Origin of the sequence: Longilinea arvoryzae (assembly GCF_001050235.1) — a bacterium.
Classification (GTDB): Bacteria; Chloroflexota; Anaerolineae; order Anaerolineales; family Anaerolineaceae; genus Longilinea; species Longilinea arvoryzae.
Window position 1 is genome coordinate 1117513 of the sequence record NZ_DF967972.1, and the last position, 21589, is coordinate 1139101.

18 protein-coding genes and 2 tRNA genes are annotated in these 21589 nt (G+C 51.4%); 12 read left to right on the forward strand and 8 right to left on the reverse strand.

The features are described from left to right. Positions 1-9: 9 nt before the first annotated feature. From LARV_RS20110 to LARV_RS05010, 4 genes are read right to left on the reverse strand one after another with little or no spacing between them, the layout of a single operon-like run. On the reverse strand, positions 10-756 hold the full coding sequence (locus LARV_RS20110) for a hypothetical protein (protein ID WP_152031705.1): 747 nt from the start codon (positions 754-756) through the stop codon (positions 10-12). Positions 757-768: 12 nt separating this feature from the next. After that, entirely contained in the window at positions 769-3627 is a 2859-nt protein-coding gene (locus LARV_RS05000; protein WP_075072597.1) for a helicase-related protein, read from the reverse strand. Beyond that, the gene (locus LARV_RS05005) at positions 3624-8810 is read right to left on the reverse strand and encodes a DEAD/DEAH box helicase (RefSeq protein WP_075072598.1); all 5187 of its coding nucleotides are present in this window, start codon (positions 8808-8810) and stop codon (positions 3624-3626) included. Before LARV_RS05005 ends, LARV_RS05000 begins: the two co-directional genes overlap by 4 nt. A gap of 41 nt (positions 8811-8851) precedes the next feature. Then, positions 8852-9058: a helix-turn-helix domain-containing protein gene (locus LARV_RS05010; protein WP_075072599.1), complete on the reverse strand. Its 207-nt coding sequence runs from the start codon at positions 9056-9058 to the stop codon at positions 8852-8854. 199 nt (positions 9059-9257) lie between these two features. On the opposite strand from LARV_RS05010, the gene LARV_RS05015 reads away from it, so the two are divergent. From LARV_RS05015 to LARV_RS05040, 8 genes are all read left to right on the forward strand, one after another. Further along, a complete protein-coding gene (locus tag LARV_RS05015) occupies positions 9258-9596 on the forward strand; it encodes a hypothetical protein (protein ID WP_075072600.1) in 339 nt (112 codons plus the stop codon). 110 nt (positions 9597-9706) lie between these two features. Next, positions 9707-10060 (forward strand): hypothetical protein, encoded by a 354-nt coding sequence (locus tag LARV_RS20115; RefSeq protein ID WP_152031706.1) that lies wholly within the window; start codon positions 9707-9709, stop codon positions 10058-10060. Beyond that, positions 10053-11018, forward strand: coding sequence for a polyprenyl synthetase family protein (locus tag LARV_RS05020; RefSeq protein WP_152031707.1), 966 nt, complete (start codon positions 10053-10055; stop codon positions 11016-11018). The genes LARV_RS20115 and LARV_RS05020 overlap by 8 nt, the downstream gene beginning before the upstream one ends. Positions 11019-11143: 125 nt before the next feature. Further along, the gene (locus LARV_RS05025) at positions 11144-13366 is read left to right on the forward strand and encodes a sensor histidine kinase (protein ID WP_152031708.1); all 2223 of its coding nucleotides are present in this window, start codon (positions 11144-11146) and stop codon (positions 13364-13366) included. Positions 13367-13394: 28 nt separating this feature from the next. Continuing rightward, the gene (locus tag LARV_RS05030) at positions 13395-14027 is read left to right on the forward strand and encodes a response regulator transcription factor (RefSeq protein WP_172797782.1); all 633 of its coding nucleotides are present in this window, start codon (positions 13395-13397) and stop codon (positions 14025-14027) included. Between the two features lie 225 nt (positions 14028-14252). Further along, a complete protein-coding gene (locus LARV_RS05035; protein ID WP_152031710.1) occupies positions 14253-14684 on the forward strand; it encodes a hypothetical protein in 432 nt (143 codons plus the stop codon). Next, positions 14659-14859 carry a hypothetical protein gene (locus tag LARV_RS20120; protein ID WP_152031711.1) on the forward strand — a complete coding sequence of 67 codons (201 nt, stop codon included), beginning with the start codon at positions 14659-14661 and terminating at the stop codon, positions 14857-14859. The genes LARV_RS05035 and LARV_RS20120 overlap by 26 nt, the downstream gene beginning before the upstream one ends. Before the next feature lie 50 nt (positions 14860-14909). Next, on the forward strand, positions 14910-16703 hold the full coding sequence (locus tag LARV_RS05040; RefSeq protein ID WP_075072605.1) for a recombinase family protein: 1794 nt from the start codon (positions 14910-14912) through the stop codon (positions 16701-16703). A 6-nt stretch (positions 16704-16709) separates the two neighbouring features. Here the strand turns inward: LARV_RS05040 and LARV_RS05045 are convergent, their stop codons facing one another. Beyond that, positions 16710-17123, reverse strand: coding sequence for a helix-turn-helix domain-containing protein (locus tag LARV_RS05045; RefSeq protein ID WP_075072606.1), 414 nt, complete (start codon positions 17121-17123; stop codon positions 16710-16712). A 107-nt stretch (positions 17124-17230) separates the two neighbouring features. On the opposite strand from LARV_RS05045, the gene LARV_RS05050 reads away from it, so the two are divergent. Continuing rightward, the gene (locus LARV_RS05050) at positions 17231-18808 is read left to right on the forward strand and encodes a recombinase family protein (protein ID WP_075072607.1); all 1578 of its coding nucleotides are present in this window, start codon (positions 17231-17233) and stop codon (positions 18806-18808) included. Here the strand turns inward: LARV_RS05050 and LARV_RS05055 are convergent. Further along, positions 18778-18865 (reverse strand) — tRNA-Ser (locus LARV_RS05055). The genes LARV_RS05050 and LARV_RS05055 overlap by 31 nt on opposite strands. 21 nt (positions 18866-18886) lie before the next feature. Next, positions 18887-18971, reverse strand: a tRNA-Ser gene (locus tag LARV_RS05060). 185 nt (positions 18972-19156) lie between these two features. On the opposite strand from LARV_RS05060, the gene LARV_RS05065 reads away from it, so the two are divergent. The 3 genes from LARV_RS05065 (at position 19157) to LARV_RS05075 (ending at position 20949) form a co-directional block, all read left to right on the forward strand. Beyond that, a complete protein-coding gene (locus tag LARV_RS05065) occupies positions 19157-19546 on the forward strand; it encodes a response regulator (protein WP_075072608.1) in 390 nt (129 codons plus the stop codon). Positions 19547-19732: 186 nt separating this feature from the next. Further along, positions 19733-20212: an NUDIX hydrolase gene (locus LARV_RS05070; protein ID WP_075072609.1), complete on the forward strand. Its 480-nt coding sequence runs from the start codon at positions 19733-19735 to the stop codon at positions 20210-20212. After that, complete coding sequence (locus LARV_RS05075) at positions 20209-20949, forward strand: M48 family metallopeptidase (RefSeq protein ID WP_083522330.1); 741 nt, start codon at positions 20209-20211, stop codon at positions 20947-20949. Before LARV_RS05070 ends, LARV_RS05075 begins: the two co-directional genes overlap by 4 nt. Here the strand turns inward: LARV_RS05075 and LARV_RS20325 are convergent. Continuing rightward, positions 20931-21551, reverse strand: a complete 621-nt coding sequence (locus tag LARV_RS20325; protein WP_172797783.1) for a DUF3267 domain-containing protein — start codon at positions 21549-21551, stop codon at positions 20931-20933. The genes LARV_RS05075 and LARV_RS20325 overlap by 19 nt on opposite strands. Between the last annotated feature and the right edge of the window lie 38 nt (positions 21552-21589).

A 21589-nucleotide genomic window follows, 5' to 3' on the forward strand; every position in this document is an offset into this window, starting at 1 on the left:
CCTGATGAATTAATGGGAGGTCTTGTCATCATTACCAAGCGGATGGTCTGGAAACCTTGTTCTTTCTGGGCCGTAATAGGATTTGAACGCATCCTTCAAATCGTTTTTTGGGAATAACGGATGTTTTGCCCGCATATGTGCACTCAATTGGGTGATTGCCAATAAGAGACCACAGGCAGGGCATAAAACATCAGACCAATTTACTAGGGGTGCAAAGAATTGATGCGCTTGTTTATGGTTTGGAAGTTTATCTTCAGCAATCCAAAAACCGCATGCATCACATTGGATGAAACGAGGAACTATCTGCCCATTTTCATTAACGATAGGAACGATTACCAGCTTTTGGGTATTAGGATCTTTTTTCAATCCATGAAACTTGTAAAGATGAGCTTCCAGTCTACTTGAATAGATGATTTCCCCACATTCTGGGCAATTTGTTTGATTCTTCTTCGATGCCTTTTTTGGGGGTTTAACTGGTTTTTTGTTTGCTTGAACTTTCTTTTGGTACTCTTTTTCTGCATCCACTTCAACTGGCGGCATTCCATTATCAAACACGAGATCGGGCTCTAGGTAAGGTTTATGTTGATCCCACCATTGTTGAGGGCGTGTCCGTGGTAGCTGTTCAACGTATGCTTCGAGATTAACCATATCCGGATGAATTCGCTTTATATGATCATCCAAATTGGCATGTAAACACCGATGTCCACAATATGGACAGGTTGTTGTGTGATCTGATATCCCTCGTCGTTTTTGCATACTATTATTCTTCTATACCTTTGGCAGATAGAGATAAATACCAATGACATCCGCCGGCAAGTTCGGCTCAACCCGGGTTTGCAGGCCGGTCTGCCGGCTGGCGCTGCGCACGCGCTGATGGGCGGCAAGCAGATCTTTCCCTAACAACCTGGCGGTCTCGTCGATATGCGGCTGGAGAGCCTCAAAACCATCGATTACCCGTTGCAGGAATTCTCGCGCCCGGTCAGGGGAGACATTGGCATCTGGTGTGAGTTGGAGTAGTTTCTCCGCTTCATCTGAAGAAAGCCATTCGGCAGTTTGAGGGGATCCGGCAAAGGCGATCGGGGCCAGTTCTTCCGCCAGCAGCGGCCTTTCTTCCTCGTTCTTACCCCGTCTGGTGAGAATATGATAACGGAAGCGCACCAGCAGCAGCGTCGTGCGCCGGGAAACTCCGGATGTGCTGATTGCACCGGCGCGCCGGGCCGGGTTCTTGATTCCATGGGCTGCCAATGGATCCAACGCGCTTTCCAAGATGAAACTCGACAGGCTTTCCATCACTGGGTGGGTGCGCGTCAGCAGCAACTGCCCCTCGCGCAATGGCAGGTCAAAACGGGCTGAAATCTTGGATTTGAAGGATGGGCCAATTGCCTGGGCAAATAGGTCGCGCAGCGCCTGGGGCGTTTCGGTCAGATCCACGTCCATCGACCCATTGCTTGACACGACACCGCCTAACAGGCGCAGGCTCTGCAGGGCAAAAGCTTTCACATCCACGCCTGCTCCAACGGCAGACCGAGCGGCGGTTAGCTCCCGGGAGACTTCATCCACCTTGATCGTTTCCTGGGCAAACAGAGTGCGTGAACGTTTCTCACGCTCGGAGGCCGCATCCCACTTGCTGTATAGATCCTCTTTCTGCGGCTTCATGTATTCTTCGAAGCCGGGTAGGTAGTTATCGAGCGCGGTTGGTTTGGAGCGCAGCAGCAGGCCCTCGAAGATTGCTTCCACCACCTCTTCGGTGTTCACAGGTACCGGTACGGAAATACCCAAAGATGAACGGATTGTTTTATGCTTGCGCAGCAGTACATCCAGCACTACGCCATCGATCTGGTTATCAACGCCATAATAGGTCAACACGCGCACGGTCGGAGCGCGCTGGCCAAAGCGGTCCACGCGGCCCTCGCGTTGCTCGTGGCGGGTCGGGTTCCAGGACAGATCATAATGAACAACTGCATCAAAGTGATCTTGTAGGTTGATGCCTTCACTCAAGCAGTCGGTGCAGACGAGTACATGGCTTTCGGACTCGGCCAGCGCTTCAACGCGAGCCTGGCGCTCGACGGGGGGCAGCGTGCCCGTGACGACTTCCACCGCCACCTTTTTGGGCAGCTGCTTGCGCAGTTCTTCGGCTACGTATTCAGCGGTAGGGATGAAACGGCAGAACACAATCGGACGGTAGCCTTGCGCCAGTAGGTCACGCACCATGCCAACTGATTTCTTGAGCTTTTCGTCCTTATCGCCCTCCAAAGTCTCGGCCGCCCGCGCCATCTCCAACAGCCGGCGGCGGTTTGTTTGGGCCGCATCGTCCTCGCCGGTATCACTGCCTGGAGCGACATCCATACCTTCCGGGTTTTCATCGTCGGTCAGGTCCAGGATCGTCCGGCGGCCGATTTCGTCGGCTTCTTCGGGCGTCTCCGCGTCAGCGGTCGAAGCGCGGTTGCGGAGTGTCGCCGCGGCCGCCCGCGGACTGGAAGCCAGCGAGCGCAGCAGGGCCAGCGCCGACCACCAGCGCACACGCTGGCGAAAGTGATTGCCGCCAGCATCCTTCACGTCACGAACGCTTTCGCGGACATACTCCAGCACACGTTCGAACAAGCGCTTGTATTCGGGCGAAAGTTTATAAGTTGCTTCGCCTTCCATGCGTTCTGGGAAAGGTGTATCGGCATCCATATAGTGGCGGATATCAGCGCGCCGACGCTGGACAAAATGAGCAGCCAGGCGTACCCGGTGGCGGCGGTTCTGCTCCCCGGTCAGGTCATCGGGCAAGCCTTCAAAGTTTTCATCCAAAATGGTCAGTAGGGAGCGGAAGGCGTCTTCTTTACCGGAATGGGGCGTGGCAGTTACCAGAATCATGTGCCGGTCCGCATTCTTTGCCAGATCGCGCACCAATTGGTGACGCTGGTGGCGTCCCCGGCCTTCGGCAAAGGCGCAGGTATGGGCTTCATCAACGATCACCAACTCCGGACAGGTACGCAGAAATTCGTTGCGCCGCCGTTCGGTTTTGATGAAATCCATTGACACGATCACAAAGGGATAGATGTCAAAGAGAGACTGGCCGAGTAAAAGGTCACGCTCCAGGCGGGCAGCGGTACCGGGTAAGACCAGCACCGCCTCGATGTTGAACTTGCTACGCAGTTCCGCCTGCCACTGTTCCGCTAACTGCGGTGGGCAAAGCACAGCCAGGCGTTCGACTTCGCCCCGATCCAGCAGTTCGCGTGCCACCAGCCCGGCTTCAATGGTCTTCCCAATACCTACGTCATCGGCGATCAGCAGGCGCACCGGGTCCAGTTTAAGCGCCATTAGCAGCGGGACGAGTTGGTACGGTCGCGGGTCAAACCCCAGTCGGGCAAATGAGCGAAACGGCCCGGCCGAGGATCGAAATCCCAAACGAACCGCGTCGCGCAGCAGGCGTGCTGATAGATAGTCGCCCACCTGGTTGGGATCAGGCAGGTCGAAATGCGCCTGAGTTACCTGAGCGCCTTCCAACGGCAGGTAAATCCCGGCTATTTCCGTGTCCCTACCGCCCAGTGGTCTGAGGATCAACATTTCCTCGTCTGATTCGGGCAGCACCACCCACTCGCGCCCACGCGCTTTTACCAGGGAGCCAACGGCAAAACTCATGGATTCCCTCCAAAAATGTGCGGGAAGTGAGAGATGATCTGCTCCCAGTTATCGTTGACATCAAAGCGAACCACCAGGTACCCGAGCCGGTCTTCCATGCACTCAGCCTGGGCCGCGTCGCGCAGGCGGCGTTCCGGATAGAGATGATGTGGACCATCCACATAAATGGCCATACATTCTCGCTCGTATAGGAAGTCTGGGCGGGTGTGGCAGCTTTCCACCAGCTTCTGGGCATGCGAGGGCAGGTTTAGATTGCGCTGCTCGAGGAAATCCAGCCAATCCCTTTCCAGGTCGGACTGGCATAGGTTCTTCAGCCGGCGCAAATGCTCAGCCCTCGATAACGCCGATGGGGAGGACTGGACCGATGCTCCAGTCAAAATCATCAGGAGTTCCTTGATCGACTGGCGGTCAAGCAGGCGATGTTCCATCTGGTTGTAGTAACTCATCAGGCAGTTATAACAGGCTGCTTCACATTCTTCCTTGGTATTCTCGGCGTGGCGCAGATCCTCGCCAGTTAAAGGATCAAAGTGGCAAAGCTGTAGGGCCGTCTGGGCTATATCGGCAAAGGCCTGCGGGCGGTCTACCAACTGCCGCAGCACTCCGGCTCCACCCTCGGCAGACTCATAGAATAAGATCAGTTTTCGGCTATTAGCATCCGGCAGCGGTTCTGCGGATAACTCATTATCCTCAAGCTGATATTTGACTTGAATGGCTGATTTCAGCGCCGCCTGCAAGGAGGCCATCTGGGCCGGGGTCAGGTTCTGGGCCGGCTCGAACAACAGGCTGTTTTTGGTATCTTCCACAAAGGGGATCACGCGCTGGGTGCGCGGTGAGGTTGGGTCGTCCGGATCATCCTGGTTGTCATTTTCCTTGGCCCAGTAACCGCGCTCGACATCCAAAACGAACCCTGTTTCATTGGGATTGGCGCGCCGTTTCCACCCCATGTTGATACGCCACAAGGTGGCCGCTCCGGCATAAGTTAGACTGGCCATCAGCGTCCCATCCTGGGCTACGAGCCGGGCCGACTGCGCCGATAACTCACCCGTCTGGGTTTCCTGGAAACGTAGAGCGGTGCGTAGCTCAAAGCCCTGGCGCATACGTTCTTCTTCATCGGAACTGATCCGGTCGCGGCGCTTGGTAGACACATTTTGTAGTTTGAAGAGGAAAGGAAGTGGATTATCCAGCATCTTGTTGCAGCGTTCGCACAGGTCCGGGCCCATGCCTCCCACAATGGGATGGAAATAGCCACAATTCGGGCACTGCTTGGCCGAACTGGTGACCAATCCTTCTCCGCTATCCGCGACAGGCAGGTTGACTTTATTGATCACGTAGCGCGAGCCTTCGTGATATATAATCGAACGCGGCCCAAACTCCGATATGGCCAGGAAGCGCGAACGCGATAAGAATTCGTCTTTGTCGCCGTGCAGCCGCCGACCTGGAATGAAGGCTGAGATGGGCAGACGCGGGAAACTGTAACCGGGTAAAAAGCCTTCCGAGGCAAAATAACGGTAGGAGTAAAAGTCGGACTGGATCACGTTCTCACTGTCTGTCAATAGATCGATCTGGCTCTCTGCCTCCTGACGCAAGCGCCGAGCCTGGTCGCGATCTCGTGACGAACGCGAAACATCATCAATAACGCGCTGTTGGGTTTTCTGCTGGCCCTTGGCGGCGTGGTAAAGCGTGCGCCAGCGTTCGCAAGCACGGTTGAAATCCAGTGGGATATTGTTGATCACTCCCTCCAACCAGGTGTCGCTATACCAGTCAGCGTTTTGCAGTTCGCTTTCAATGGAGCTAAGTACCACTCTAGCCCGGATCAATGCCCGTTGGCGAGCGCTGGGCGAATCAAGGGCATCACGAACCGAGTCAAGCACTTCCAGGTTTGGTTCTTCACCGGATAGGTCGAGTAAGTCTTTCAAGGAGATCCCCAGGCTCAAGCCGGTTTCCGCCAGCCATATGGAGTGGACATGTGCTTTTAATAAATCTTGATTGGTCAAATCGATGCGCGGCGGCGTCACTGCACCAGCCACCATCAGGTTAGGGCGTTTGAAATAATACTGATCGTGCGGGCTGCCCATCGTGCAGTACGTAAAGACCAGCGCCGGTTGTCCACTGCGCCCTGCGCGCCCGCTGCGCTGTGCATAATTGGCTGGCGTCGGGGGAACATTGCGCATGTTCACGGCATTCAGTTCAGAGATGTCCACGCCCAATTCCATGGTTGGCGAACAGTAAAGAATGGGGAGTTTGCCCTCGCGGAAATCCTTCTCACGTTCTTCTCGCACTTCGCCTGGCACCTGAGCGGTGTGTTCATGCGCTTCCAGGCCATGCATGTCACTGGTTACTTGCTGATAGAAATCAATGAAATACCGGTTGGCATGTGTACCACCTTCGGGCTCGCGTGGCACACGGATAGGGTCGTGAAACGCGTGAGCTCCATTGCCAGCTTTCCAGACCATCACATCAGCCGGTATCTGGTATCCGTTTACTTCTCCTGTCTGGCTAGCCTCCGGGACAATTTGAACCAGGCCACCAACTCGCAAAGCTTCGAGTATTTGGCGAATAATTTCTTGTGTTTCATCAGTCTTTAGGTTGTTCGGGTATTCGGGGAAATTGTTCCGTCGTCGCAGATACTGACCGTAGCCGCCTCGCGCTGAAAGGAAGACATTTCCCAGATATTCATCCGCATTGTTATGTGTTTGCCTGGAACGGGGGAACAGCACCGCTGCATGATCCAATCTCTCGTTTTCATCTAATGCCCAGGGTGCTCTGAGCCGCTGGCTGCTCAACTGCTTAAGGGTTTCTTGGTGGGTTGGGTTCAGGTAATCCACTTTGATGGCTAACTCGCGGCGCATAAAGTCTAGCAGGGTCTTGCAAATTTGGAACCGTGTTTCGGGCGATGCCATCACCAGAGCGGGGTGCATATTCTGCCAGACATCTTCAGCCGTACAGACATCATCGAGTGAACGATAGGAGATCTCTAAAAGTCCAACCTGTTCAAGATTTGGAGAAGTGATTCGCCAGCCGCGCTTCAAATCACGGTATATTCGGTAGCCCAAAACTTCTCTTAGGGCGCGTTCGGTTTCGAATTTCTGAGCAAAGCGCACACCCGGATCAATGGCGTACAGGCTGAAATCCAAACCCAGCGCTTCGAACACGCGTTGAGGAAGCACTTCATGGGCAATACCGTTTGTTCCAGCCTGTTGAACAGCACGATAAATCGCCGAACGCAATAGGGCCACCTCGGTAAAATCGTTGAAATGGCCAGCCTGGAGTGAAGCATCCTGTCGGTTATCCGTGAAACTGAGCATCTTCCGGGCCTTCTCGACCAGGTCACGGTTTCGACGTAACTGGCGGATCAACGAGAGACTCAGGATGGTGGTATCCGTGCTCCGCCCGCCGGAACTAAGTTGGGTCAGCTTGGCGTATTCACTGCCCTGACGTGGATTGTAGGAAACGCCGCAGTGTAAACAAAATCGGAATTTGCCTGGCAGGAACTGCACAGTAGCACCGGCCATGCCCACTTGCCCGGCAGGATTGACGGTAAATTCTTCGGGGAGATTTCTTCGTTGGGTATAGCGGATACGCAAATCGCCGTTGTGTTCCTCCAGCCAATCCTCAGGCACACGATCAAGCACCCTTTCCGGCAGCCAGGGATCGTCATCGCTTAAGTAAAGATAACCAACCTCGCCATTTTCATCATCGGATCGGTTTTCAAACTCACGCGGGACGAATAAATCGACCGAGGCTTCGGGGTCATGGTATTTACGTACTACATAGTACGCTTGACCACATTCCCGGCAGAAAACCAATGGATATAATGTTTTGGAGCGATCTCTGGCAACATACCTCTGCCCGCTGATAGTTAGATGGCGGGTAACCTCAGCCTCTAGTGACGTATAGACCGTATCACCACGGCTGATGAATTGATGAAGGCGAAAGGCAAACACAGGAAATCCGGTTTCAGGGTTGCGAGTTTTATAGCCAGTCATCAACACATCGATCAGAGCAGCGAGACAGATATCCTCAGATAATCCAGTTTCCTGGCTCAACTGCCTCGCTGCGCCATCTGCACCTTGTAAACTTCGTGGTCTGGCGCGCCGGATAGTTCCTGTTTCGTCCGTCCTCAAACCAAGGGTAGTTTCGACCCAGGATGCCAGCGGATCACTGACCAATTCTGCATAATTGCTGGGAGATTGGCCGGTAAGTACTCTTTCTCGTAATGCGGTTTGAGAGATACCATCGCCGGGATCGAGTTGTTGCGTCGAGCGACGAAGCGTTTCACCAATAACATTTTCTGGCAAGACCGTGTCGCCAAAGAGTTTTCCAGCCACATCGGCAACATCTTGCTGCTGTTGGGAAATCCGGCCTGTGCTTGATATGGTAGCTGATGTACCAATGCACTGTAGATTCGTGGCATTGAGGGTTGTGCGAACCCGCCGAACGAGCATGGACACATCTGCGCCTTGCCGTCCGCGGTAGGTGTGTAGTTCATCCAAAACCAGGAAGCGCAGTCCCTGAGCAGCATTGACCAGCGTTCTCCGCTCTTCTGGCCGAGTCAGGATGAGTTCAAGCATGACATAGTTCGTCAGAAGAATATCTGGCGGGTTGGACATGATCCGACGTTTCTCATCGTCGTTTTCTTGTCCAGTATATCGTTCAAAGGTAACTGGGCCACGACCGTCCGGGAATCCCAGACTGAGAAACTTTTTCAACTCACCTAGCTGGCTGTTGGCCAGGGCATTCATCGGATAAACAATGATAGCTTGCACACCATGACCGCTGCCATGACGCAGGACATAATCAACAATTGGAACGATGTAAGCAAGGGATTTTCCCGAACCAGTGCCGGTGGTCAATACATAATTCTGTTCTGTGCGCGCGACCCGGATCGCTTCTTCCTGGTGCCGGTGAAACCGAAAGCGTTCACCAACCGGGTTGGCTTCGCTTTTGCGTCGAAATACAGCATTGCAGGTTGAATAGAGAACACCTTGAGCCACAAGTTCGTCCACCCAATGGCCAGGTTCAAAGGCTGGATTGATTTGAATCAAAGGATCGGGCCAGAGCAGGCCGCCATTAAGCTTTTCATCTATGTATGCACGTATACGGGGATCTCGTATGTTTATAAAGCTGTTGATATAAGAAGAATAATCCTTAACTAATTGCTCGCGCAGATCAAAAACGTTCATGATTTCCCCCTCAGTTGATTTGAGGATGTGTCACGTTAATGCTATTTATTTTCATCGGATTTCGTTCTAACCTGGACGCGTTCCTCAAGCCAACGGTCAATGGCTTCTTTACGAAAGCGCCAATGTCGACCGACCTTTTGGCAAGGTATTTTTCCTTCTTGAGCAAGTTTATAAAGTGATGAAAGAGGAATTCGCAAATAATTAGATGCTTCATCTATAGTCAAAACTTGAGGAAAGTCTTCAGCCATGTTTTACTCTCTGAAGAAGGGTGGGGAACTTAAAAATTATATATCAGATACTGCTTATTGTTATCAGAAAATGGGGCCATGCCTGAATTGTAGAATTCCAATTGTTTGTTTTAATCAATGTCCGTCTATCACAAGACGTTAATTGACCCGCATTAGTCATTCTTGAATGTCATAATTCGGTCTCACCAGGGACGATTTTATGACTAAAGAAAGAACGGAAGCTTTCATAAAGTGGTTGGATTATGAGCTCGCCAGGAATCACCTGACGGATCACCAACTGGCTAAATTGGCGGGGATGTCGCATTCTGTGTTCAGTAGAGCGCGGAAGGGTTTTCTGCCAAAATGGCAGGCATGCGCAAAGATAGCCAGCACATTGCATGTGAATCCAGTTGTGGTTTTTATGGCAGCCGGCTTAATTCCACCATCTCCTGACCTGGACACGGAATTTGAGCGGTTGAAATATATTTATGGCTTAACTTCAGCCGGCAACCGACACAAGATCGTGAAGGTAGCAGAGATTATTGTTGATGAGGACTAACTGTACTTGATATTGGCTCATTCTTTTAGTCCAGAAAACAACAAAATTCAGCCACAAAAATACCTCGGGTCCAGCATTCAGTTCGACCTCCTTTTCCTGAGGAGGTTTATTTGTTACATTATCAAATTTGCGCAATCGAAGATCCAATTGCGGGAATCCGCAAGAAAAAATGCGGAAAGAACTGGTTACAGGTTCGAATGGGTTTGGATAAAATCTGCGCGTTATTCAAATCCATATATCGAGGTGCTCCAATGTCCCTGGCAACAATTGCCTATCGTGTTTCTTCAGATCCTTCATTTGCTAGCTTGCTCCAACAATCCCCTGACGAAGTATTGCAATCCATTGGAATTGTCTTGACCGAAGAAGAACGAACTGCTCTGCAAAAAATTCTCGATATGCCCGGCATGATCAATGATTCACTCAACCACATTTTGAAAGCTGAACCTTGGGTCTACAGTGCGTAACGAGACCTTCTCATCGCAACTCTTGGATCGCCTGGCTTATGCGTTTGGCAAGATAGATATCGCAGTTGATTATCGGGAACGAATGTTTATCCTCGTATCAGAGAACTTATCGGCTCAATTTGATCATGCAGATGCCCGTTCGCCGTTTGTACTGCTTCCATCTCTTTGCTGCCAGGCATGTGGAGAACCTGCTGAACGAACCATCGGCGTTTCGTTAGCCTGGTTCCTTTTGCAGGTTTCTGCCAGCCTGTTGGATAAAGTCGAGGATCACGAATTGATGTCCATTCAATCTGCGCCGAGTGATGCAAGCATCATAACGAACCTGACTACCGGAATGATCCTGGTTGCTCAATGGATCTTGAACCATTTAGAACTGGATCGTGTGGATAGTGGGACTGCATGGGATATTCAACGTGCATTCCACGAAACGACCCTGTCAGTCTGTTCTGGCCAGCATCTCGATCTGTCGGCAAACTCGCCCGATTTGTCCACTTGCTGGCAGATTGCTGAAGCGAAATCAGGAGCAGCGTTTGCGCTGGCCTGTTACGCCGGCGCGCGATTAGCGACAAACCGCTCCGATGTGCTGGATGCCTTCTTTCAATTCGGCCGGGGGTTTGGAACGATTGTCCAAATTGACGATGATCTCGAAGATCTTGCAAATATCGGCGATCACTGTTCATCCTGGCGGATGAAGAAGACCCTGGTGAACGCATATTTGAAATTCGCAGAGAACTCTACTTCAGAGACAAGACAAAATGACCGGGTTATTACAACAAAACAATTTGCTACACATGAACCGATTAGCAGTGGCTCGGTCTTGTATCTTCAGCTCGAAAAGCTAAAGTACGCTACGCTGGCTGAGAACGCCTTGAAGCGGCTAAATCTGGCTGGTGAATTTCAGGATCGTTTGATTTCCATTATTCATCACGAATCGAGGTTAAGAAATTACGTAAATTGAAAGTCTTCAGAAACACAATTATCCACCTACTATCCTTACCGGTTGTTCTCCTCATTTTGTGGTCAGGCACAATTCTCACTTCGCGACTAAGCACAGGTATCTTTTGGGATTCTTCAAGTGGGATTGTGTATCAAGTTGACGTGGCCCGTGTCATATCGGAAAAAGTGCGCCAGGGGGATCGAATCATTTCGGGGAATGGTCTTTCCCCCGCGCAAGTTTACAATCTGGATGGAAAGGCTGTTGGGGATCGTATTCTTTTCGAGATCGAACGCGATGGGGATACCTTTCTCATGCCTATTGAGATTAGCCGGCCAAGCTTATGGCTAAGTATTGAACGGCTGATCCCTCTCGTCATTGCCTTCGGGTTTCTACTGGCGGGCAATTTAGCCTTTGCTTATTATCGCCATGGTCATCTTGCAACGTTGTTCCATCTACTTTGCTTAGGTGCTGCTATTTCAATGGCCAGCGGTGCCTTAGCGGCATTCGGACCAATCTGGACACGAGCGACTTTTCAAGTCGCATCCTTATGCACTATGGCGTTCTTCATTCACCTTCATCTGTACTTTCCCATGCCATTTCATCACCGCAAAGCCAGATTCGTAGGTTTTATTCTCATGGCTGCAACCTTGTTGGTTGCCACCTTCTTTGGCATTGGCAATTTGGCGCACCCTGACATTCTTAAACTGTCATTTTTTCGGTGGCTTCCGCTGGCACTGCTTTTTATGGACGTTCTTTTTATCATTATCGCTTTGGCAAGGGCGTATCGAAAACCAGACACAGCAGCCAGCCGATATCAAACCGGTGTAATCGTCTTTGCCGGGCTGATCGGATTTCTCCCGCCGCTATTATTCTCGTTGATCCCGCATCTTATTTCAGGCTATCCGTTAATTGCATATGGAACATCATTCTTTAGCCTACTGTTTATCCCTGCTGGTTATGGATATGCCATTCTACATTTTCGCCTCCTGGGGGTTGAGAAAACGGTTCACCGCGGTGCAACGAATGCATTGCTTGTGATCTTGTTAGGCGCAGTTTTCTCAATTTGGTACATCCTCTCCGCTCGACTCCTATCACCGGAGATTGCGCATTCGCCATTCTGGTTGTTGTGTACAGTAATCTTGCTCTCCATTTTGACGAATAAGGTGTATCAGGTGCTGGCAACATTCGTCCACCGCGTGCTTTATGGCGGTTGGTACGATTACCGCTCCGTTGTTGATACTGTCAGCCTATCTCTCAACTTGAAAGATATAGACGAGGAGACAATTGGCGGGACACTGTGCCAGGTAATTGGCAAATCGATGCACTTAGAGTCCGTCAGTTTATTGCTCCCCGATCAGAATATGTTTATGTATCTTAGTGGGCAAGATATTCAAACAAGCCAGATCAATCCTGATCTTTGGCCGGCATTGCTTGAATATTTGGAATCTATCGACATCCAAAAGCGGTTTATTGTTCCAATCAGGCATAACTTGAGAAACAGCCCGGGTTACCGTTCCTGCGATGGGGACCTGCGGGCAAAACACCTGATCCCTCTACACGGAAAGGGTGATCAGATGTTAGGGATGTTCTTATTGGGAGTAAAGCTCGATGGACAGGAATTAGGTAAAAGTGATGTTGAAATTCTGAAGGTCATTGTCCAGCAAAGCCAGATGACCCTGGAAAATACCCGGCTCCTACGCGAAAGCCAGAATCAAGTAAGCATGATCAGCCGGCTGCACATGCAAGTCATCCGGTCAAGGGAAGGGGAGCGCAAGCGCCTCGCCAGGGATTTACACGATCTGATCATCCAGATGCTGATTGCGATCAATCTCAGAATTCACAACATGACGCAGAACAGGGTAAACATTCAAGAAGAGGATATGGTTTCCAGGCAGGAGGAGATCCGCCAGGTCATCAAAGATTTGCGGCAAATCTGTACGGAGTTACGCCCCGCGAACTTGGAAATTTCCGGATTGGTTTCAGCAATTCAATCCAAGGCTGCGGAGATTGAACAGAAAGCAGGGTTTAGAATATCTTTCTTATTTGAAGGGAATGAAGATCAGGAAATATGTGAAGAGTCAAAATTATGTGTATATCGGTTTGTTCAAGAAAGCTTGCTCAATGTTCAAAAACATGCGCGAGCAGATATTGTCCAATTGTGGGTGCATATCACCTCAGAGACGGTCACAGTGAATGTTGTGGATGATGGAGTAGGTTTTATTGTGCCAACAAACTTGAACTTCCTGGCTGAAGATAAGCATTTTGGGTTGGTTGGGTTAAAGGAATTAGTTGAAGCGGCGAAAGGAACCATGCAAGTGATCTCAAAGCCGGGCGAGGGCTGTGCAGTATCCGCGCATATCCCTGTTTGATTCTATTGGTAAATTAATGGAGGTTACGTTGAAAACACGCATTCTCATCGCGGATGATCACCCTTTCATTCGCGCTGGAATTAGAAGTGAATTTGTTCGTCACGATGACTTTGAAGTAGTGGCCGAGGCTGAAACAACAAACAAGGTTTTGGAATATGTTGGTAAACTGCCGGTGGACGTGGTTTTGCTGGATATCAATATGCCCGGTGTGAAATCCATCGAAGTGGTCAAAACCATCAGGAAGAATTATCCTCAGGTAAAAACCATTATCCTTACTGTCCATTCGGACAAGGGCATGGTACTTTCTATGCTGAAGGCCGGAGCGGATGGGTATGCGTTGAAGGACGAAAACCCCAATAACGTCCTTGAAGCAGTTCGTGCGGTAATGAATGGCAAAAATTGGATAAGCCCGACGGTGGCATCGTACTTGATTGGGCAGATCGGCGGCAAGTCCGCTTCGATCAGCGACAATTTGCTTTCGGATAGAGAAAGTACAGTCGTGCGGCTAATATGTGATGGTATGACCACCCGTCAGATTGCCGAACAGATCAAAATGTCCGAAAGAACTGTCGAAACGCACATCACCAATATCTATGCCAAGTTAGGAGTGAATTCGCGCCAGAAAGTCGTTTGTTGGGCGAAGGAAAATGGCGTGGCTTAGCCAGTGACTGGCGATCCAAGGATCGAGGAGCCGTTCTGGTTGTGGAACGGCTCTTTTGTTTTCTGGCTCTATTTGCGGGAATCCGCAGCGATAATTGCGGATAGAGCGGAGAGACAGGAGAATCGAACCTCCGTATAATCCCCTCTCGTTGAACAGCACCAACGAAACGAGAGAGGGTTTTTTATTCTCACGGGCTGTTCACTATATCCTACGGTAGAGGGTAATATGCCATCACAACCGATTGCTTCAACTGATCCGGTATATAGCCTATCTCTCCCTGTCGCCCAGGCGATGCGGGAGCTGGCAGATCGCCTGTCTGCTCTTTGTAGCAAATCCGATCAAGAGCAGATTTATATGCTGAGTTCTGATTTAAAAAGAATAGGCTGGAACTCGCTGTTTGTCAGTTCCTCGATAGATAGCTCTCTCCAGTTCACCAGGCGTAAGAGAGGAGCCGCCGGGGAAGAAACCAGGAACGAGTTTTCGCGCCAGCTTGATAGCCTGCTGGTTGCAGCTAAATATCTCGCCCGCAGCGTTAAGAATTTGAAGGAAGTAGAGTTGGCAATGCCAGATCGTTCGAAAGATTATCAGGACGTGTATGCATGTCTGGCAGAAAAATTGGGGGAAATCGTCCGTGAGTGCCAACGATCCGAAAACTGAAGTGCCCATCGAGGCTTTGGACCCTGCTACGCAAGAGAAGATCCGCGAATTCTGTTATGAGCTGGCACTGGCTTTGCGGCGGATTACAGGGCGCGTGGTGGAAGATGCAGAGCTAGATCTGCCTGAGGATCTCGGAAGTAGTGAACAGGCGAAAAAAGATTCACAGGAGAAATGAAATCATTCTGAGATGCCGGTTTCCCCGGCATCTTTTTTCGAGGTGAGGTGATGGATATCTTTCCCAACAGCATTGATGATTTGAATAAAAAAATCCAGGGATTTGTACGCGATATTACCAGACCGGAAAGCGAGGAAAAGGCAGCCATCTACACGCGCGTCTCCCGAATTGATCCGCGGCATCATGGCTATTCGATGGACATCCAACCTGATCGGTCCGAAGAATACGCCCGCTCAAAGGGTTGGGATATTTACGAAATATATGCTGATCCAGCGAAAACCGGCAGGAATAGCCGGCGCCCATCATTGCAAAAGATGATTGGAGATATCCGCGCCGGTAGAGTGACTGTGGTAGTCGTTCATCGTCTTGATCGCCTTTACCGCAACCTGGAATCCTTACTCAAATTCATTCGGATGATCAAGGGGTATAAAGTGCGCCTGGTGTCCGTTACTGAGCAGATTGATACGGACAATTGGTGGGGACGTCTGGTGCTTTATGTTCTTGGTGCTTTAGCTGAAATGTATATTTGGCAGGCAAGTGCCCGGACACGCGAAGCCAAATTAGAGCGCGTGATGAATGGCCTATCTAATGCTTCATTCCGGTTTGGCTACTGTAATGGGTTATGCTCCACCTGCAAAGACCCAAATGGGAAAGATTATTGCCCGTTAAACGGTGGTATTGATCGAGTGGAAAGCCAGCGCGGACGGATACCCGTTCCGCATCCGATTGAGATGCACGCTGTTAGCCTGGCTGCGCACCTGTATGGCAAGGGTAAGAGCGATCTGGAGATAGCCAGCGATCTCAACAGCCACGTGTTTCGGTTACCAGGCGGTTCAGAGGTTACCTTCCGAACAAAGGGATTACCAGGCCAGACACTGCCCGGGCCATTTAGTCGGGATAACGTTCGTGATATCATCCGCAGCCCTTTCTATGTGGGATTGGTTGCCCATTATCCTACCCGGCCACTAAATATGGATGATGATGTGGAAAATCCTAAACGGAAAGGGCTCCAGCAACCGTTGAGAAATAAACGCCAACCGCAAATTCTACAGAAAGGCCAGCATCAGGCGATTTACCCTTATGAGTTGTGGGAACAGAATATGCAGCTGCGCCAATCCAAGGGAATCGCACCGGCAACAAAGAATCGCCCAAAACGAGATTATCTGTTGACTGGCGTGGGAAGGTGTTGGGTCTGCATGGAGCAGGCAGGTACTCAAGCCAGTTTACGCGGATCTACGGGGAATACAGGCACACAGTATTACCGGTGCGCGACGATCCATGATAAAGGCAAGAAGGGTGCACAACAAGATGTGTTTTTGGAAATTGGCGGTGAAACAGTACTTGCAAGTAGTCAATCCAATGCATGGAATAAGCTAATCGAAAGTCACTCATCGACACTGCGGGCAGATAAACTGGAAGCGCAAATCTACAATTCAGTCGGCAGCCTGGAAGTACCCTCAACGTGGCATGAGATGATCATGGCGTATTATCTGAGTGATCATGGCATGGCAGAATTTGAGCGCGAGAACTACAATCTGCGCCAGGAGTTGAAAAGGTTGCAGGATATGTACACCAGCGGATTTTTGACGCAAGCTCAATTCAAGGACCGGGCCACAGCCATCACCAGCGAGTTGCAGAAAATGCAGCCATCCGCCAATGCGGAGGTGCGAGAGATTATCCCATTCCTCAACGAATTTGCCTTAACATGGGGGAAGATGACTTCCAGAGAACAGCGGATTCTGCTGAAAGTTATGTATGAAGCGATTTATTTCGATGAACAGGGAACTGTGCGGCCGGTACTGGTAAATGCTCCCTTTGACAAACTATTAGGTGTTGCTGCATGATCCCAATCACTCAAAATGCTTTTGCAGCAGCGTAATCACTGCGGTGGCTAGCTGCTTTCGAACACCAGGATCGGGAACCCGGCTCAAAGCCAGTGCAACATCAACAGCTTCAGGGGGAAGACGGTCCGTTTCTAACCCACGAACATCAAACACCTTTAGAGTTGGCCATCCAGCCAACTCTAAAAATTCATTCGGGTTCACACCGTAATGATCTGCCAATAATATGCAATTCACCATCGCCGGACGCTGGCCAGATAAGATTCGACGAATCGCTTGATGATCCAGGCCGGCGCTCATCCCCGCCTCTCGATAGCTTTCATTATGCTTTTCCATTAACTCGTTGAGCCTGGCAATAAACGGTCCGAGATCAAAAGGCTTGTTTTTTGCTTCTCGTTGTGCTTGAGCGATCGGTTTATCCATGATTTTTCACCTGGGCATTCGCGGCGTATAAATATTGGTAGGTTGACGGTTCGTATCGAGATAAAACAGAACCGCACTCCAATCCTATTATAGCATTCGGAGGAGTCATGGAAAAACCAAGGTTAAAAGCAGTGGGTTATAACCGCGTATCCATGCGTGAGCAAATCGATGGGCACAGCCTGGATGCACAGGAGAAGAATATCCGCGATTATGCCGCTTCCCAGGGCTGGGATTTGATAGAGATTTATACCGATGCAGGCATCTCAGCCAAAAAAGATAGCCATCGGCCGCAATTGGAACGTCTGATGAGCGACGCGGAAGCCAAGAAGTTTGATGTGATTGTGGTTGACAAAATTGACCGGTTCTATCGCCATCTGGCAGGTCTGCTCACTGCTTTAGATCAACTCCGATCAATGGATATTTCCTTCGCTTCCGTTCAAGAGCGCCTGGATTTTACCTCGCCATGGGGGAAGCTGATGCTCACTGTTCTGGGCATCCTTGCGGAAATTTATCTTGATAACCTCCGCCAGGAAACACTAAAAGGGAAACACCAGAGAGCCAGAGAGGGGTTATGGAATGGGCTGCCACCTTATGGATATTGCAAGGGATTGTGTTCTACTTGCGAAGATCCGAATGGGAAAGGCTATTGCCCGGATTTTGGAAAACCGAATAAATCGGATGGTAAGCACCTGGTATTACATCCTGTGGATAGCGAAGTCGTCAAGCTTGTATTTAACTGGTATCTAAGTGGAAAGCATTCGGATGCCAGCATCGCAGAGAAATTGAATTCCTTCCAAATGACAATTCCTGATGGATTCGCCATTCAGGTACGGCAAAAAGGTCATCCTGGTGTATCGGTTGCCGGACCGTTTAAAAAGGATTTGATCCGTGATTTGCTCAACCGGGTCTTTTATACTGGAAAGCTTCCATACAAGGCCTCACGCGAGATTGGCGCACGAAAAACAAAACGTAGTGAGTTGGATGAAGTGACTTTGTATGAAGGGAAACATCCTGCCTTGATCAGCGAGGAGGATTTCCAAAAGGTGCAGGAGATGCGTGTTACATTGGGTAGTAATTGGCGAGCCGAAAGACCAACAGCTCAGCTTTATCCACTTACCGGCATTTTACGCTGCGGGTATTGTGGGAATGCCATGAGAGGCGTGTCCAGTTCTGGCCGCCGTTACTATCGGGATGCGTCGAGGATTGAGCGATCCACCAATTGTCAGCAGGACACTGTCAGGGCAGAAGGCGCGGAACGTCAAATTGCGGATATTCTGTTGGAGATGTTGAAAGATTGGACAGCTGATCAGGCTTTGGAGCGATCAAAGGCAGTAGTTACGGAAGCTGAAGCGCGCTACGACCGTGCGAAAGAGCTGTATCTTTTAGGCGAACTTGATCGCGACGAGTTCAGAAAAGAGTCGGATCGATATGAGCATATTCAAAGTACCTTGTCTTATTCCAATCCGAATGCTATAATGACATTGGTTAATTCAATCCGGCCTGCGCTGGAAGATTGGGACCGCACATTACCAATCGAAAAGAAAAAGCTGCTCCGGATGGCAATCCAGGCAGCTTATCTCCGAGGCAACGTAATCGTGGCCATTCAACTAACTGATTCGTTTATGCCCCTTGTTACGCAAAAAAGTTGTAGTAGCGGGGAGGGTGGGATTCGAACCCACGGCTGAGTCAACCCCAGCACTCACTTAGCAGGCGAGCCCAATCGTCCACTCTGGCACCTCCCCAATATTCGACTGTTCTTGCAGCGGAGGGAGAGGGATTCGAACCCCCGGTGGGTTGCCCCACACCTGTTTTCAAGACAGGCACCTTAAGCCGCTCGGTCATCCCTCCGGACGAGCATGGTCTCCCAACGCGCAACGATTTTATCATACATCCGTATCCCTTACAAGGAATTGAATTTTCCGGGGTTGGAGTGCTTCTTGCAATTGTCAGGCGATTGTAAGGATTCAACCGGATTGGATATTTGACGATTTGAATGCTTGCGGCGATAATCTATACTAGATTGCGAGCCAGAAATGTCCCAAGAAAAAATCCTCGTCATCGAAGATAATTCCGATAATCTTGAACTGGTGCGCTTCATTCTGAGCCAGGCTGGTTACACGGTGCTGACGGCTTCGGACGGCCTGACCGGCTTGAACCTGGCGCGCCAGGAATTGCCCGATATGCTGCTGCTGGATCTGACCATCCCGGAACTGGACGGCTGGCAGGTGGCAACCGAGATCAAAAACGACCCGGCCACGGCGAACATGTGCGTGGTGGCACTGACGGCGCACACCCTGCCGGGCGACCGCAAGCGCGCGCTCGACTCCGGTTGCGACGGATATATCTCGAAGCCGCTGGATTTGCCCAACTTCGTCAGCGAGGTTGCAGCGCTGCTCGAAAAAACTCATGCCCGCCGGAACTAACGGCGGGTTTTTTGTTAAGGGGATTCACCACAGAGACATTATGCCCGTCAGGGTACGGGGTACACGGAGAAGAAAGAAGAAGAGAAGAAAGAAGAAAAATAGAAGAGAAAAAAAGAGAGACATTTCGGGCAGTAATAAATTGGTACAATTCGCTCCATATTTACAAAAAAAACAGGAGATGCAAATTTGGTCACTCTTGGGGCTTTTGCAATTATCTTTACTGGTCAGGGCGAGGTATTGCTTTCGCATCGCGTCGATATGGACGCCTGGAACTTGCCGGGCGGTGGGGTCGAGAAGGGCGAACTGCCCAACGCAGCCGTGGTCCGGGAGGTGAAAGAAGAGACCGACCTGGATGTGGCGGTCGAACGCCTGGTGGGCGTTTATACGCATACCAACAAGGACGAATTGATCTTTACTTTCCTGTGCCGGATAGTGGACGGCCGGTTGCAGCTCTCGAACGAGGCCGACCGGCATGCCTATTTTGCACCGGAGCAAATACCGGTCAATACCATCCCGACTCAGGTCGAGCAGGTCAGGGACGCTCTGCTGCCGGGCGTTCAACCGATCTTCCGGCGCATCACCGCGCCATCGATCCGCGAGATCCTTGGGGTGGAGAAGGGACGCGGAGTTGGGACCAGAAATTCCGCTGAGAAGGAAGGCCGATGAAGGACTCGCCGATCCTTTTGGGGCCGGAGCAGTCTCCTCAGTCTTCTGACCGCATCACTCCGAACGCTTCGCCCATTCGCATCGATCGCCTGATCCGCTCGAAGCGGCGCACGCTCGCCCTGCAAATCGACGCCGGCGGGCGGTTGACCGTGCGCGCGCCGTTACGCCTGCCGCGCGCCGAAATCGAGCGTTTCGTGCAATCCCGCGCGGGTTGGATTCGCAGGCACCAGCAGCGTTCATTGGCCGCGCAACCGCCGGAGCACCATTACCAGGCCGGCGAGCGCTTTCTCTACCTGGGTGAAGAGTACCCGCTCGCAATCGTGGACGCCGTCCGGCCGGCGTTGGAACTCCGGGAAGGCCAGTTTCGGCTGTCGCGGGCGGCCCTTCCCCGGGCCGAACAGCTCTTCACGCGCTGGTATCGAAACCAGGCCCGTCAGGTGTTCGCGCACCGCGCCGATTTTCACGCCCGGCGGGTGGGTGAACATTTCGATCGGTTACGCGTCAGCTCGGCGCGCACGCGCTGGGGATCGTGCAGCAGCCGGCGCACGCTCAGCTTCACCTGGCGGCTGGTGATGGCGCCGCCCGCGGCCATCGATTATGTGATCATCCATGAACTGGCCCACCTGCAGGTGCACGCGCACTCCCACTCCTTCTGGGGATTGGTGGAGGCGTGGCTGCCCGAATGGAAAACCGCAGCCGACTGGCTCAAGGAAAACGGCTACCGGCTCGCGATTTGACCAGGGTCGGGCACATACAGGCAGGTCACGTCGCCGCTGTCTGAACAAAGCGCGTCCGTTGGGCAGCGCAGCAGCCACCAGGCCACCCACATATCTCCGACGGCGCCGGCGGCGTTGAGCGTGATGACCAGGAACAGCGCCGGGACCCAATTCACCGGCAGGATGACCAGCAGCAAAATGCCGATCAGGCTGATTCCAACCAACGGCGCCAGGCTGGTGATGAGATAGGACGTGCGCGGAATGTACCAATCCGGCGCGGCGGCGAAGGCATAGGTACCGCGAAAACCGAATCGAGGGCGGGCGCCTGTAAAATACCAGAAGCAAATCCCGTGAAAGGCTTCGTGAATCACCATCATCACGGCGGATAGACCCACCACAATCAAAATATCGACGATGAAATTGCTGGCGTTTTCGACGGTGAAGGTGAACGTGGTGGCCATATCCTGCGGCCGCAGCCATTGCAACAGCAGAAGCAGGATCACCGAGGTGAGGCCGAGCGCGGCCAGGCTGACGATGTTGAGCAGCAGCATGGGCGCATTTTCTTTGATGGAGAGTCGTTTGAACAGACGATATTGCTGGGGTAGTGTCTTTGTAGGTGACATCGAACCAACTTTTACGGATGGATTTTGGCGATAATTCT